The following is a 16383-nucleotide window of genomic DNA, read 5'->3' as shown; positions in this document are numbered from 1 at the left end:
TTTATTACACTTTTTTTGTTGATTGTTATTAATTTGCATAATTTTCAAGAATTTACTTTTTTTCCTAAATGAGCCTTTAGCAATTCCTGACTCATTATATTTGTAAGTTCAAAAAAATGTGAACTTAAAGAAGATGAAATTTGATGAATCGCTCTAAACTATAAATATATTCCCACAACTTCACATCCTATGCAACAAAAAACTAAAAAAATTCTGATTGCAAGTACGATTATTCTATCTCTTGGGTTGATTTCGACAGCTTATTATGGAATTTTCGATAAAAAAGCAAAAAGGACTTATACTGATGAATTTAATATAGATAAGGAAAAATATGATGTTAAAAACATAGAAATCTATAATCGCGCGGATAATATTGATGTAAATTTCATTTTTCTACCAGAAAATTCTTCCACTCTTCTCGAAGCCTATCTGAATGCTACTGTGATTGAATCGTATCTGCATAGTCCTTTAAAAATCTCGATTTCCGAGAGAAAAAGTGGAGATACATTGAAAATTACGGTTCGTAGTATCTACTCGAAAGATGATTTCTTTTCAACAGCCTATGGATGGAATTATACCATTTGGATTAGTTCCGATTATGAAAATTATGTTTTTGATAGTGACACCAAAGATGGGAATGTCTACTTAGAAGCTAAGGGAAATTTTGTCTTTGATCGATTTGAAGTGTCTACTGGGGATGGGGAATTTCGCGGCTATTTAAATCAAACATCCATAAAATCCGATGTTCAGTTATTCTCAAAAACAGGAAATATCTTCTTGTATGTAGATTGGTTGAATATTAATGGAGACGTCTTTTTCAATTCAGAGAGTGGTAATCTCTTTTTAGATTTTTGGGAAGTGGTTTTTCCGAAGCCTGCATCGGTAAATCTAACCAGTGACATGGGATCGATCATGTTTTATTGGGCTCAACATGTAAAGCGCAACAATTCAGTCCAAGTTAATATAGAGTCCAATTTTAAATCAGAAATGAAATTTTGGTGTCGCAATGAATTTATCCGCACCGAAGTGAGATTAACCGGAGATGAGATTAATTTTTTATCTGAATATAATGGGATCTTTAATCAAATTGGAAATAATTCTTATCAAAATACTAATTTTGAAGATGAAACTGCCGATTATTTCCTCTTTGATATCAGCGGAATGGATGAAGTCACCGTGTATGTTGTAAATTGCTTTAAACCAGTTCGTTTCCATAAACGAGGATTTGACGGGAGTATTGCTCGATCAACCACCATCAGCGGTTCCTTTGAACTAGATAACTTGGTTTTTTCAGTAAATGAAATCATATTTCAAGACACGACTCCAATTCATTTTGAGATCCCTTCCAATCTCAATGTAACCTACGGATTATTAGATGAACATTCCGAGAAACTAGTGGAGGCAAAATGGAATTTGACTTACTTATATGCCGCCAATCACGGATATGGCAGCCTTTTACCATCTTTCAACTACACGGTAGAAAATTCCATTTTATACTTGGATTTAAATCTAGAATTTGATGAGAAATTAATATATCCCGCTTTTACAGCAGGAGGATTAATTTTCAATGTTCATCCAAATATCACTTTTACCAAAATTGTCTAAATTTAGTCATTTTTTTTCAATTTTTCATTGATCCACCATAGATCGGCAATATGAATCTATCTTCATCAGAAGAAGAAAATGAAGAAAGAAAAGAAAAAAGAAAAAAAGAAGAGTTGTTGGTTGTTTTGTTTGTTTGTTTGTTTGGTTGGTTGGTTGTTGAATAAGTATAATTCTTACTTGATTCCAGATCATCGACCGATACTTGGAATTTTACAGTATTTTTTTAAATCCCGACAGCGCACCCGTAGAGTCACTTCGGTAATATGGGATAATTTTGCGATCGCATTTTGGGTTCTTGGTTGTTTGTGCAAGTGTGAAGTAATATAAATAGCTGCCGCCGCTAAGCCTTTCGGATCTTTGCCTTCAATAAGTAATCCATTCTTTTTGGCTCTGCGTAATAATCGACAAGCATCTTGGCGAACATTCATGGACAATTGCAATTCTTCACCAAATTTATCCACATAACGAATCGGCCCCAAGTGCACAACGCGAATTTTCATTTGTGGTAATATTCGCATTAATAATAAGCGATAGCATTTCACTACATTCTTCTTAGGAACATCCACATCTTTTATAATTTCTTCCACAACCCGTGGAATTCCATGAATTTTTAATGAAACAAAGATTGAAGCCGCCATTAAGATATCAATACTACGCCCCATGGTTAATTTAGCCTTAACAGCATTTTGATAGATGCGGATTGCGTCTTTTACAACTGTTGCAGGTAAGCCCATTCGTTCTTGTAATCGTTGAAAGTTTGGTAAGGCAATCCATAAATTACGTTCATATGAACTTGTTAAAGATCTGTGAATCTTGCCTAGCCTTGAAAATTTTAACTGTTCTTGAGCGGACATCAGAGTTCCTTTTGAATCTGTATTCCCCCGAATTACGGTTCGTGGACCAATTGGACTATAAACCGGTTCTTGACTTTTTCGCTTATTAATCTCATCTTGCGTAAATGCACGACGAGGTGAATTATCAAACGTGCGGTGGAACACCACCCCACAGTTTTTACACACTAAATACCCTTCTTGTTCCCCTATCGATGGAGAGGCACAGCATTGTTTTTCGTAGTTTTCTAACCATTCCCGTTTTAATGTTAAAATAAAAAAAACCCCCTTTGTTTATTGTTGTTGGTAAGCCCAAGTTAATTCAATGAATCAACTTTTGCAATGTATTAGAATTATAACCGATTTTGTATAAAGGGTATATTTTGGAAATTTTCCATTTTTTTTCCCAAAAAATTTGAAAAAAAAAACCGACAGATCCCAATTTTGATGAATAACCATCGCATGTAGTTGGGAGCAGAAAATTTATTATGTCAAAATTGGGGGCGACAAAGTGAAAATAAGAGAGAAAGAATGGGTCAAAAAATTAAAATGTATATTTTGGTGAATTAGATATCTAATTTTTTGAGTGTGAAATGAGTTGCATCAAAGTTCACGCTATCATGGAGAAAATAAGTTGTTGGAAAAAAAAGATAATTTTGAGGGGAGAGCAGAAAAAATAGCAGTTTTAAAAAAAATTTCAGACGTAAATGATTAATTTTCTATGATTTAAAATCCGTCTGAAAAAAGAAAGCGGTCACAATGATAACTATTTTTTGAAGTAAGAAAACAAAAAACTCTAAACACCGCAAAAGACCCACTTATTAGCAAGTAAATAACGCAATTTTGGACCAATTTACGAGTATTTAGTGAAAAAAAAACAAAATCTTTGGAACAATCCCAAATATATTTTCAAAAGAACGTAAGAATTATTTTGGTGATTATTCTAAAAATGGAAATGAACTCAGAGACACAGCAAGATTATGTAAGATTTCCCACAAAAGGAGCCAAAAAGGTTCGAAAAAACTTTGGTCATAATGTTAGAAGTCGAGCGAAGTCTCATTAGGTTGAGCCATTTAGAATCGAGAAACCAAAGCAGCGAGAATGTGATCATCGAGCAACTTTACTAAAATATTTCCAACTCTCTTCTCATATTTTGAAAACATATTCTTTTCCCAAGAAATAGGGCACAGAAAACCAGATCGCGAAATATATCAACATGTCCTCGATCACTTCAATTGAAACCTGAAGAAGAGATCTTTATTTATGATATGGATCAAAATATAGAAGAAGCAAAAAAAATTGGAAATAATTCAATATTTATGATTTCAAATGAACAACTACTTGCGGATCTAGAACTTTTGATATCGAACGATCGATAAATATTCTATAATTATTTGTTTTCATATTGTAATGCACATTTAGAAGCAAGAGAAAGAGAATCAAAGTAAATTATTTCAACATTGCAAATTCCAGAAAATGATTTATTGATTTGTTAGACATAACTTTCTAATTTACGGTAAAATGAATACAAAATTTCACAGATCAATCTGATCTAATAATTCCTTCTTGTCATGGGAAAAAATGGAGCGATATTATGAAAAAATCTTTAAGGTAAAAAAAATAAGTAGTTATTAGAGCATAAGTAAGAGTGCGGAATCAAAACAAAGAGGGAGTTATCATATTTGTCAATGAGTAACAAAATTCCAAAATCCGTAACAACGGTTTGTGTCGGCAATGTTTGTCGATCCCCAGTCGCCGAAGTATTGTTGCGGGAGTACACTAAAAGAAGTAAAAATTCAGCACTTCATAAAATCAATTTTGATTCAGCCGGATTATTTGGAGGAAAACTTGAATTATCTGATATTTCTGATGAATTTGTTAAAGAAAAAGGATTTAATCTTACTGGATTCCGTTCAAAAATGACTACCAGACGTTACTTAACTCAATTTGATCAGATATTAGTGATGGAACGGTGGCATAAGGAATATATATTAAAGCACTATTTTTGTGATACAACCAAACGGAAACGTCGCAAAATAGAAGGGAAAATGAAAACTCTTTCTGAAGCGGCGGGAATTGATGGCGATATCATCGATCCATTTACCATAGAAGCAGAAAAATTCCGGAAGATTCTCAATACCATTGATTACTCGTGTCAAAAAATAGTATCTCAATGGGAAAAAGCTTGTTCATAGATATAAGTACCCTATAAATAAATTTATTCAACCCCTTTTGATCCCTATATAACATCCTATTTTTACACCATTCTGAGGACATCCCTTTCATTTTTGCGCAGAATCACATTAGAATATTTCTAAAAACTTCTGATAAATTTTCTTGAAATGAGAGATTAAAAGACTTCGAACACAACCTTATAGTAATTCTAAGAAATAATGTCGAAAGAGTCTTGGAATTTTCAAAGCCCATAAACAGAACAAAAAAGAGGGAGTTTTCATATTTACCAGAGATCAACAAAAATGTTCTCTGTTTTCCAAAACATTTATTAATCGGAACTCGGTTCATTGGAATGTTTGAAAATAAATATGAAGGGCGCTTCGGCAGTATTTCAGATGTAGTATTAATTGGGGGAATTTTAATTGGATAAAGTAGATATTAAATTATTAGCAGCGATGGAACAAAACGCACGAGTTTCATTAAAAAATTTGGCGCGGGATTTGAATGTAAAAACTTCAACCATCTACCATCGATTGCACAAATTGCGTGAAAGTAATATACTCGAACGGTTTACCATCGTTGTAAATCCTGAAGAAATAGGATTAACCGTACATTCTTTAATTTCAATCCGATTAAAGAAAATGGTAATTGGAAAATTAGATTCTATGTTCTTGGAATCTTTTGCAAAATTTTTGAGCGATCAATATCAAGAAGTTTTATTCAGCTCTGTGGGAAACGATGAACAAATCTGGATCATTGCTACTTTCAGAGATGATAAGCATTTCGCCAAATTTAACGAATTAATCAAGGAAAATCCATATATTGAAAGTTTCAATACCATTATGTTCAATAAAATCTTAAAAGGGAAAAAAATCTTTACATTCATGGGCGACATGCTTGAACAGGAAGAAGATGGAGAATACTTCGATGATAATTCCGATGAAGTTATCGACAAGAAGGAAAAAGAAGCTCAAAACGATGAAAACACATCAGAAGTCTTTTTCTAAAGACAATTTTTTAAATACTCGCAACTATTAAACTCGACTATCCTAAAAGAAGAGTAAAATGTATTTACTCATTTTTTATCTATATTTTAGCTTTAATTTACAATATTGGAAAAATATTCTAACAAACTTGGAATATTTTTTGTTAAACCAATCATATTAATTACAAAATTACAAAAAAATATAATAAGTCATATACCGATATTTAATTAAGATAAACACAAAGAGAATCAATATTGTGTGCATCGGCATCATGAGTTAAAATGCCAAAAAAGAGGGGAATAACACGTGAAAAAGCAAATCGATGATTTGGACATAGAAATTTTGAAATATCTTGAAGATGACGCCCGGAAAAGCTTAAAAAAACTCGCTGATGAATTAAATAAAAAAACATCCACCATTTATCATCGCCTGCAACGCTTGAAATCGAATAATGTCATTTTAGGTTACAGTATCATTTTCAACCCGGATTTCCTCAATATTGAAAAAATTGCAATTCAAAAAATCAAAGTCAAACCTCTGAACATCTCCAGCTTAGATGATATGTTTCTCAAATCATTTGCGAGCTTTATTAATAATGAATTTCCCCAAGTTCTTTTTATCGCATTGTCTGAAGATTCTAAAGTAATCTATCTCATTTCAATTCATACCACCGCGGAAGATCATGAAGAATTCATAGCAAAATTAAATGACAACCCTTACATTGAAGATATTGATGTGGAATTTCTTTCCCAAATCATAAAAGGGCAAAAAATTTTTAATTTCAATGAAGATTGGTTGAAAAGTTTACCAAAATCGACTAATAAGAAAAAGAAAAAAAAGAGTTTTGATGATGAAGAGGATAATGAAGAAGAACGGACGATCGAAATTGATTTAGATGAGGATTTTGATGAATTAAAATTTTAAAAATAAATAAAAAAATCGGCCAGGAAGGAAATCCTCCCCTATAATAGATTTTGGGTTCTTTTTTTTATACTGCTTTTTGTACTCTAAATCGGTGATATTGCATCTCACCATCTTTAAATAAGCGATAACGTTCAGAGCCTAAGGTACCAGAAAATTCACGAGCAGAATTTCGGAGAAATTTAGGACATTTCTCGTCAATTAATGTTTCTCGTCTTAAGCTATCTAATTCAAGAGCTTTAACTATATTGGGAAGAACATTTTCCTCTTCTAAAATTTTTAAACCTGCGTCTAAAAATTGTTTTCTTAATACATCCAAATCAGCGACAAAACGCATATCAGAGAATAGAAGATAGCCTCCTGGTCTTAAAACCCGATGGACTTCGGATAAAAATTTATCTACATGAGGATAACATCGAGAAGATTCCACATTGACAATTGCATCAAAGGAATTATCTTCAAAAGGTAAATCCTCCGCATTCCCTTGAACAAAGGACAAATTGGAACTCTTCAATTTTCGATTGCAAAATCGAATCGCTTTTTTTGACAGATCCAATCCAATATAAGATTTTGGTTTAAAGTAACGAGAGATATAAGACGCCCCACCCCCCCGTCCACAACCTACTTCAAGAATTTCTTTTCCTTCAAGATCAACACCTTCGACATCATGATGATACAAATTGATACAATATCGTTCAGGTTCATCTTCAGGAATCAATTCTAAAGCCGGTTCCGAATCATTGAGAGGTGCATAACCATAATTCATAAATTTTATAACCATAGATTTATCTTGCTTAACAAGAAAATTGTGCCAGATTCTCCAAAGAGGTCTCCGTAAAAAGAGAGGCAGTTCCGCATAGGATTCAAAGAGATTTCGCATAATAATTCACAACATATTTGTTAGGTCTACATAGAAAAAGTGATGTATTTTCAAGTGTTTATTTGAATAAAAAGTTATTTGTAGAAAGTAAACACTGTGTCAATCCAGAATACTAAAATCGATCGAAAAAATGTTATAAATACCGAATAATACTAATTCGAAAAACCGTAATACTCTAATCCAATTTTTCATTTTCTTTTCTTGAATTAGAACATGTCAAAACTTACCCGTTTCATTCAATATTATAAACCGCAAAAAAAAACCTTTTTCTTGGATATGACTTGCGCATTTATAATTGCCGCTTTGGATTTAGTATTTCCAGTGGTAACTGGTACATTTTTAGATGATTTTATCCCAAATAGAGAAATTTACTTGATGATCCGATATGGAATTTACTTGCTGATCCTTTATGGATTTCGAACAATATGTTACTATATAATGGCTTATTGGGGTCATATTGTCGGAGTAAGTATGGAATTTGATATGCGAAGTGATCTCTTCAAACATTTACACACATTAGATTTTAAATACTATGATGATAACAAAACGGGCCAAATAATGTCACGTTTAACCCATGATCTTCGGGAAATTACGGAATTGGCACATCATGGTCCAGAAGATTTATTTATATCCATAATAATGCTTATAGGAAGTTTCATACTCATGGTTCGAGTAAATTGGCAACTCACTTTAATCATTTTCTTCTTTGTTATTATCTTAATTTGGTTCAGTCTTTCCTATCGTAAAAAAATGCTGGATGGATTTAAAGCCACCCGTCGTAAACATGCCGATATCAACGCCCACTTAGAAAGTTCTATTTCAGGTATTCGACTCTGTAAATCCTTTGCCAACGAAGATTTCGAAATTGAGAAATTTGAAGAGAACAACCTGACATATTTTCAATCTTATGATAAAGCTTATCGCATTATGGCTAATTATGCAAGTGGAAATAACTTCTTAATTGATTTATTGGGGGTAATCTCAATAGTTGGGGGTGGTATTTTTGTGTATTATAACTTGATCACGGTTCCCGAATTAGTGACTTTCTTATTGTTTACCAATGCATTTGTCCGTCCAATTCGTCGTCTAACCCAATTTATGCAACAATTTCAATCAGGATTTGCAGGATTTGAACGATTTTTAGAAGTGATGGATATTAAGGGAGAAATTCAGAGCAAACCTGATGCTTTTGCAATACGAGAACCCAAAGGAGAAATCAAATTTGTGGATGTAACCTTCAAGTATCTTGAAAATTCTAAAAATATTTTGGAAAATTTCAACTTAACAATTGCTCCGGGCAAAACTGTCGCCTTAGTTGGTCCTTCGGGAGTTGGAAAAACAACAGTCACTCATTTAATCCCTCGATTTTATGAAGTCCTTAAAGGGCAGATCTTAGTAGATGGGCACAATATCAAAGATTTAACGATAGAATCTTTGCGGTCTAACATAGGATTTGTACAACAAGATGTTATTGTTTTTTACGGTACAATTAAAGAGAATATCCTATATGGAAAACCCAATGCCACGGAAGATGAAATAGTAATGGCAGCTAAACAAGCGAATATTCATGATTTTATAATATCACTTCCAGAACAATATGAGACTGTCGTTGGAGAACGTGGGGTTAAACTTTCCGGTGGACAAAAACAACGTCTTGCCCTTTCCCGGGTGTTCATCCGAAATCCACCAATGTTAATTTTAGATGAAGCCACATCATCCTTAGATAATGCAACCGAATTAGCAATCCAAGATTCTATTGAACAAGTAGCCAAAGATCGCACCACATTGATTGTGGCTCATCGACTTTCCACCATAAAAAATGCAGATGAAATTTTAGTACTCACAGACGAAGGTATTGCAGAACGAGGAACCCATGATAGTCTCTTGGCGGAAAAGGGCATTTATTCCGAACTTTATAAGGCTCAATTCAAGGGTTTTATTCCAGATGATATTAATGCCTAAAACCAAACTTTGAAGATTTTCATAGTTCTCTCTTTTTTTCATAATTTTTGATATATGATATGCACAAATAGTATTTGATAAGATTAAGATGAATTTATGTTCGTTTTGATGGAAGAATCAAAAATACTTTTTTATATTTCAATCGCACAATAACAAGTATTCACTCACCTCTCTTTAAGAGAGTCAAAGTGACCTCTGGTGAAATGATGAGTCTTAGCTATGGAAGTGCCGACACACAGTTGGCATTAGATGGATTGCGTGATTGGGCCACATTACAGTGGTACGTTATTCCCTTACTTGCGATTGTGTTCTACATTTATGCGGTTGAAATCAAAAAAGCGAAACAAACAAAAAATTGGGACGCGGTAATCTGCGGATTGACAGTATTTGGGATGGATTTCCTTAACGAAACATGGAACGGATGGGTGTGCTGGTTGACTCAAGATCAAGCTTTTTGGACCGCCCCAGGAGAAACAGCTCTGCGAACAATGGTGGGATGGAATATTGAAATTATGTTCATGTTTGCTCTGAATGGGCTTGTTTTCTACTATATGCTCTCAGAAAAGAAAGAGACAAAAATTTTAGGCATCCCCAACCGGTGGTTCTGGGCAATAGGATTGGCAGCTTTTTGTGTCTTAGTAGAATGTTTTCTCAATTTAGGAGGCCATCTCACATGGACCTATCCCTTTTGGAATCGAACTTTTGCTGGTGTATGGTTAATCTTTTTGATTGGCTATTTCCATTTCTATGTGGCATGTATTTTAATCTTAAACATAAAGACTCAAAAAAATCGGGTTATTGCCATTGCATCGATTTATGGAGTGGCGATCTTAATGAATGTTATAGCAAGTATCGCCGGATGGGTTTATTGAAAAATAATTCCGTTTTTCAAGGAATTTCTTTCTTCTTTTTTTTCAGATTTGCTTTCTAGTGAAAGCGTTCTACTTGAATGAGTACTTCTTGATTTCTCATGACCACTCTAACATCCCGGATGAAATTGTGGGCCTTCAAAATTTGGTGATAACTAAAAAACACATGTGTCCGCGGTAAAAAAGGGCTAATATCAAAAGTGAGGTTTTTTGTTGGCCGAGATTGTTGTTTAGTCATAACAAACATCACATGACAAATTGATTTTTTAAGTGTTTGGCGAAAAAATATTAAGCTAAGAACATGGCATCTTGTCGTACATGCCGACACAATTTCCCACATAGAACAAATTTATACAATCACTTGGGATATACAATATAATAAAATTCCATATTCTCATATAGACAGCAAAAAGGTGAGTTTCGCATTTTCGATTTATCAATCTATGCAATATAAGCCAAATCTAGGGAGATCCAACAATTTAAGAAGGGAGTATTAAATTAATTACCCCCATACAAAAATGTTTTAAACAAACAAAAGTGAATTATGAAAACACAACTTTTTAACATAATTTTTCGTAACTTCATCATGATTTTTCAATCATCATGGTTACTACCGAACGATCTCACCCCTGAACGATACCAAGCGGGGATGATATTAGAATTGAGCGTCGCCATTATTTCTATTCTTTTTTGGGGACTAATGGTCACCAAATTCTTTCAAAAACGCACAAAAATATTGGGATTACTTACAACGTCCTACCTTGGATTTTTGCTAACACTTCTCTCCACCTTGATTGAGAAAATCTTGGTGATCACAGGAGTGAGAACCTATCCAGAAATAGTTTATGGTGTAAAAATTGGAGTTTTTGCAGGATTGGGAGCCCTAGCTTTTCTTTTCTTTTATGCTTGGTTTGTTTATTACGCATTCTTGGAAAATATTAAACCTTGGGCAAAAAAAGTATTACGAATAATTCAAGTTCTCAGTATCCTTTTAGCCATCTATGCAATAATCTTATTCATTGTTCCCACAACAGATGAAAACTATCAATTTTATTTCCTTCCCATCAGTGTACTCTCGATTTTGCTTTTGGCACCCTTACTCATAACAGCAAGCAACTCTTTCTATCAAATTATGACGAAAAGTGGGCATCCCAAAACCGGAGAAGAAAAGTTGCGCCATTTAAGTGTTCGCAGTTTATTAATTAATGCCATAGTATTACTTGGATACGTAATTCTTTACGGAATAGATGTGGCAGTCCCTCAATTGGCAATGTCAGTCTTCTATTTCATCGCTTGGGGATTGGTGGGAGTTTCCTTTATTTTTGGTTATGTCGGTTATTTTCAACCTAAATGGCTCGTAAAGCGATATCAAAAAAAAGATATGAACTAAATTTTGAAAAGTTTCGCATCGAGTTTTTTTAAATTATCCATTTTTGCAATTTACTTGATTTTGACCATTTTAACCTTATTCCAAGATTTTACATCATAAAAATGTAATTTTCCTTCATTTACCAGAACCAAATGGGTGCCATCAGGAGAAAATTTCAAATCTTCTGTGAAGATCTTAATTGAATGAAGTTGTTTTGCGGATGCAAGATCCCAGATACGAACCGTTCCATCCGAACTTGCCGATGCAGCAATTTTTCCAGTAGGAGCCAACTTTACTGCAGTAACAGAACCAACGTGTCCTTCCAACCTTCGTAATTCATTTTTAGTTTTGTAATATGCCCCACGTTTCTCAATTTTTTTTGTTACCGAAGATAAATCAACCAAAACTATTGGAATTATCTCTGACTCATAGTAATAATACATTCCACAACATATCAGAGCACTTCCATCTGGAGTTATGTCAAGGTCCCAGAAACGAAGACCATTTTTTTCTCGGAATATTTCTTCCAATTCTTCTGTCGTTAGGTCAATGGAATTGATCTTTGCTGTTTCATTTCTGTTTACTGCAGCCGTCCCAATTGTGAAAAGGGTTTCTCCATTCGGGGAAAAAATAACCTTTTCATAGAGTCCACATCTCCACTCCCAAAGGTTCTTACCTGATTTTAGATCCCAAAGAGCTAAAGAAGTCATATCTGGATCGTTGAAATCCCAATCCGTTTCATATTCACCTACCACTACAAATTTTAAGCCATCTGGAGAAAAACAAAAAGAGTTAATTGTTTCAAAATTAGGTTTGAAGTTCCAAACCTCTACCTTAGAGCGAATATCATAAATGGAAATGCCATTATGAATCGCTGCAATGAATTTAGAATCGGGGGAAAAAGCGAAACAATTTTTACCTACATTGTTGATTTTCCATATAATTTTGTCAGTGGTAGAATCAAATATATTGATTATCCCGCCCCCATTTCCTTCAAAAATGAGGCCATACAATGTTCCATCACTTGAAAAATTAAGACGACTATTCATATTAAAGCACCTAATTAATTGTTTCTATATCCATCGATAGTTTGGCTATAAGCGACGAAAAAAGATAATTTATCTTCAATTTACTTGTTTATAATAATTTGCTTAGAATTGCGATAAAAATGAAAAGAAAGAGAAGGAAGAGCCGGGCACATGTAAAAATAAAAAGAGGGAGGGCCTGCAACATACAGGCCAGAGGGATACTGGATTAAATACATGAATCAATTCCACAGAGCAGACATTTGTAATGCCCAACTGCGAAAAAAACATCACGCAAAGACATCCAAGTAAGGTGAGAATGAATCTCGGCATTTTCCATCGAAAATGCAGAAGTAGATTCCCGACTTCTTTCCTATGATATATTTCAGTTTCTGAGTTTTTATCTATTGTCCTTCAAAAATTTGTTCGGATAAGCAGTACAAATCACTCTGGGAAGCCATTTCTTTTATATCCTTTTTATTTTCTTTAGAAACTTTTTATTTACCAAAACGAAGGTTGGAAATATTCCAATTTTTCCATATATACTATTGGAAAATTTCCATTTCTGTATAAAATAAGAGATGGTTTTTACAAGATTTTCAAAAAGCGGTCTTTCATTAAAAGATTTAGTTTCAAATTTTAGAAATCCAATGGCACTTAAATAAGAATTCGCTTTTCAGGAGAAAAAGTATTCATCAATTACAAAGTTAGCTAAAACAGAGCCAAAAGTTTTATAATAATTTTTAACCAATTTAGAAATAGAAATGAACTCCAAAAAGTGGGATACAAAAAACACGAGGAAATATTATTTTGGAATACTTCTGGTGCTTATGGTAATCACTATACAATTATTAGAAGAAAACGAACAACTGGATTTTGATAAAACTGACAAAAGAATTGGAGATCAAAAAATAAATAATTTATCCGTGCAATTCGCTTCTACCCCCAAGAGATCATCTTCACCAGAGATTCAAGAGATTGAAGGAAGCATAACCATCAATGGAACGGATAATTTTAGTCAATTACCTTGGATCACCGGGAAAGGCACTGAAACAGAACCCTATCGAATTACAAATTTAGAAATAGATATGACAAATTTCAGAGCAGGTCTCCAATTGTTCAATATTCACAAGTATATGCTAATTGAACACTTAAAAATAACTAAAGACAAAAAATGGTTTCAGACTGGACCTATCGATTCAATTTATGGACAATATTCGGATTGTTTTGCTTTAGAATTGTGGAATTGTTCCAAAACAATGATACTAGATTGCGAAATTAATGCCCCAGAAGCATTTGGGATTTGGATAGAAAATTCCACGGAAATTTCGATTGCAAATTCAACAATTAAAAACACAGATGCAGGAATAGCAACCATAAATTCAAACAATATTTCTGCTTTAAATAATATAATTCGCTATACAAATATAGGGTTTGGAGGAGTGAGTTGCAACACATCCACCTTTTCTCACAATAAGATATATTTCAGCACGGAGGAGGATGTTGCGCTTTTACAGTGCAATAATGTCACCATAACAGACAATGAAATTTATTACTGTGAAGCCTTACATGAAATTTATCAAGAAAATTGCGTCAATATAATAATTGAAAGTAATAAATCTAAGTTCGGCCTAAGTAGATGGATTCTATTAAGAATTTTATTTGTGGGAATACCAATTTTGATTATTATTGGTATAACCTGGGCAATTCTCATCCGAAAGCCAGATAAAAAATATCTTGTATTATATGGGATAAGTTATTTGTTATTATCAGGGTTATTTACATTCTTTCCTGTATTGTTTCAGGTTTTGGGAAGTATCTTGTTATTTCTTGGTATGATATCTGTTTGGAAAAACAAGAAAAAATTTCAAAAAATTCACCAATTTATTCATGATTGGATATTTCCCTTGACTTTTCTCATTTCATTAGCATCTTTATTTAATGAAACACTTCCTACTGCGTTAAAAATAGGAATTTCTGTTGGAACATTTCTTACGATTATTGGATATGAAGGCATAAATATTATAAATTTCCGGAGTTCAGACAATAATCAAAAAAAAATTCCAAATTTATTGCTCCGAGAACTATTCGATTTATTTATGAATATGATAAATACAATTCTTTGCATTTATTTCATTCAAAATTTTCTATTTGCCTATTTAATGATTTTTAAAGATTTCACTATCCTTCTTTTACTTGAAGCAATAAAAACAAAATTCTTCTCATATTATTATTACTACTCTCACTTCCAAATTGTAGATTTAGTTGTTTTAATTACAACTAGCGCTATTCTTTTTATTAAATTGCGTTGGGATTTAGATAATGGTGAGGAATTCCGTGTTAAAATAGAAAATTATAGTTTTAAGAAGAATTTCTTTCAATTTCTTAAGGGAGAAAAAAGATCAATTTTAAGTTCTCAGCCTCTCCTTGAAGAAAATTCGAAACATAAGAAAAATGATTTTTCAAACCAGAAATACAGAGAGATATTTTGCTTTTTATTAATTTTGATACTTGTGGTCATCGGATTCTTTTTCTTTGAGGATGAATATATGTTGTGGTATGGATTAACTTTACCACTTCTTCTATTTCCAACCATTGGCATCTTGGGAATAATTTTGTTCTATTTAGCATTCAAACGAGATTTAAAATCACAACAATTTAAGTTAGGCTTACTTATAGCCATTTTTTGTTTGAGCACATATATTCTATTGGTTAGTCGTGTTCCAACCCCTAGGATCAACATCTTCTACTACGGAGTTTCTTTTCCCATTCTTGTTGGAATTAATATCATTGCGGTATTAACATTTATCATCGTTTTAAATAATCAAATATATCAAGAAAAAATGCAATTGGTTGGATACTACATTATATTTATTGTAGCCTTTTTAGGCATGTATTATTTTCCCACTTCAAAATGGGTTTTTAATTTTCCTATATATCATTATTTTGCAGAAGTATTTACACCCGCTTTTATTCTCTTAATGTTATGCAGTATATTGGGTATGGCAAGTGTTCTGATTAGTAAAAGTAAGAAATTCCAAAAGAGAATAAATTTTTGCTTATTAATTGTAAATCTTTTAAACTGCTTGGTTCCCCTTCTACCATTATTAATTCTTAAAGCACCCGATATAGGTCTTAATTTTCAATTGGGTATGAATACAATGCCAATGATATTGACTATTTTCATTTTTACGTTATTAAACACCATATCCTCACAACAGAATGACCCTCCAAAGGTTTTGAGCTTAACAATGAAAAAATATCAAAATAGACTTAATATCACAATGGATTGGATCATTTGGGCAATTTTACTAATAAATTTTATTGGTACTATGGCAATATTTCAATATCAGAGGTTATACTATTTCTCATTGGAAATATTTAGTCTTTCACCCGTTTTTACTTTGTTATTTATTCAATTAGTAATCACAATTCTGATTAGTATTTTTCTTATCATTTCTATAAAATTTAACCAATTTTCTTCAATCTGGAAGTTACTAACTTTTCTTTCATTAATTGTAGTATTTATTCTAGAACTAATAACAAAGAATAATATAATTGAAAGAAACAGTTATGGCCTTTCCGATGAACTACTTTTAGACCCTATGTATTTTGGAAATCATCTCACAACTATCCTTTGGGCAATTTGGTTCATAAATAAATATTATCAAAAAAGACAAAACCAAACTAAAAGCAAAAACGTCCTTTTAATAGAAGAATCCCGAAGAGTTTTACAAATGCAAGAGAATAATAGATAGAAA

At 32.7% G+C, this 16383-nt stretch carries 13 protein-coding genes; 9 read left to right on the top strand and 4 right to left on the bottom strand.

Features of this window, described 5'->3' with window-relative positions; genetic code table 11:
* Window positions 1-189: 189 nt before the first annotated feature.
* Window positions 190-1605: a hypothetical protein gene (locus tag NEF87_RS19920; protein WP_457917210.1), complete on the top strand. Its 1416-nt coding sequence runs from the start codon at window positions 190-192 to the stop codon at window positions 1603-1605.
* Between the two features lie 188 nt (window positions 1606-1793).
* Here NEF87_RS19920 and NEF87_RS19915 read toward each other — a convergent pair whose 3' ends face one another.
* Window positions 1794-2624, bottom strand: a complete 831-nt coding sequence (locus NEF87_RS19915; RefSeq protein WP_371803228.1) for a transcription initiation factor IIB — start codon at window positions 2622-2624, stop codon at window positions 1794-1796.
* A 1499-nt stretch (window positions 2625-4123) separates the two neighbouring features.
* Here NEF87_RS19915 and NEF87_RS19910 point away from each other — a divergent pair.
* The 4 genes from NEF87_RS19910 to NEF87_RS19895 all read left to right on the top strand — a co-directional run bounded on the left by NEF87_RS19910 (window position 4124) and on the right by NEF87_RS19895 (window position 6520).
* Window positions 4124-4630: an arsenate reductase/protein-tyrosine-phosphatase family protein gene (locus NEF87_RS19910; RefSeq protein WP_457917209.1), complete on the top strand. Its 507-nt coding sequence runs from the start codon at window positions 4124-4126 to the stop codon at window positions 4628-4630.
* 212 nt (window positions 4631-4842) lie between these two features.
* Window positions 4843-5040, top strand: coding sequence for a hypothetical protein (locus tag NEF87_RS19905; protein ID WP_457917208.1), 198 nt, complete (start codon window positions 4843-4845; stop codon window positions 5038-5040).
* Window positions 5033-5617: an Lrp/AsnC family transcriptional regulator gene (locus tag NEF87_RS19900; protein ID WP_371803226.1), complete on the top strand. Its 585-nt coding sequence runs from the start codon at window positions 5033-5035 to the stop codon at window positions 5615-5617. Before NEF87_RS19905 ends, NEF87_RS19900 begins: the two co-directional genes overlap by 8 nt.
* Before the next feature lie 285 nt (window positions 5618-5902).
* Window positions 5903-6520: an Lrp/AsnC family transcriptional regulator gene (locus tag NEF87_RS19895; protein ID WP_457917207.1), complete on the top strand. Its 618-nt coding sequence runs from the start codon at window positions 5903-5905 to the stop codon at window positions 6518-6520.
* A gap of 64 nt (window positions 6521-6584) precedes the next feature.
* Here NEF87_RS19895 and NEF87_RS19890 read toward each other — a convergent pair whose 3' ends face one another.
* Window positions 6585-7397 (bottom strand): class I SAM-dependent methyltransferase, encoded by an 813-nt coding sequence (locus NEF87_RS19890; RefSeq protein WP_457917206.1) that lies wholly within the window; start codon window positions 7395-7397, stop codon window positions 6585-6587.
* Between the two features lie 213 nt (window positions 7398-7610).
* Between NEF87_RS19890 and NEF87_RS19885 the strand changes: the two genes are divergently transcribed.
* A complete protein-coding gene (locus tag NEF87_RS19885; protein WP_371803223.1) occupies window positions 7611-9359 on the top strand; it encodes an ABC transporter ATP-binding protein in 1749 nt (582 codons plus the stop codon).
* Between the two features lie 188 nt (window positions 9360-9547).
* Window positions 9548-10231: a hypothetical protein gene (locus NEF87_RS19880; protein ID WP_457917205.1), complete on the top strand. Its 684-nt coding sequence runs from the start codon at window positions 9548-9550 to the stop codon at window positions 10229-10231.
* A gap of 55 nt (window positions 10232-10286) precedes the next feature.
* Here NEF87_RS19880 and NEF87_RS19875 read toward each other — a convergent pair whose 3' ends face one another.
* Window positions 10287-10466 carry a hypothetical protein gene (locus tag NEF87_RS19875; RefSeq protein WP_457917204.1) on the bottom strand — a complete coding sequence of 60 codons (180 nt, stop codon included), beginning with the start codon at window positions 10464-10466 and terminating at the stop codon, window positions 10287-10289.
* 348 nt (window positions 10467-10814) lie between these two features.
* Here NEF87_RS19875 and NEF87_RS19870 point away from each other — a divergent pair, with 348 nt between their 5' ends.
* Window positions 10815-11618, top strand: coding sequence for a hypothetical protein (locus tag NEF87_RS19870; protein ID WP_457917203.1), 804 nt, complete (start codon window positions 10815-10817; stop codon window positions 11616-11618).
* 50 nt (window positions 11619-11668) lie between these two features.
* On the opposite strand, the gene NEF87_RS19865 is transcribed toward NEF87_RS19870, so the two are convergent.
* Window positions 11669-12646 carry a WD40 repeat domain-containing protein gene (locus NEF87_RS19865; protein WP_457917202.1) on the bottom strand — a complete coding sequence of 326 codons (978 nt, stop codon included), beginning with the start codon at window positions 12644-12646 and terminating at the stop codon, window positions 11669-11671.
* An 806-nt stretch (window positions 12647-13452) separates the two neighbouring features.
* Here NEF87_RS19865 and NEF87_RS19860 point away from each other — a divergent pair.
* Window positions 13453-16380, top strand: coding sequence for a right-handed parallel beta-helix repeat-containing protein (locus NEF87_RS19860; RefSeq protein ID WP_457917201.1), 2928 nt, complete (start codon window positions 13453-13455; stop codon window positions 16378-16380).
* Window positions 16381-16383: the final 3 nt, after the last annotated feature.

The sequence above is a fragment of the Candidatus Lokiarchaeum ossiferum genome, from assembly GCA_025839675.1.
Lineage (GTDB): Archaea > Asgardarchaeota > Lokiarchaeia > Sigyniarchaeales > Promethearchaeaceae > Lokiarchaeum > Lokiarchaeum ossiferum.
This window is presented reverse-complemented; position numbering and strand designations above follow the sequence as displayed.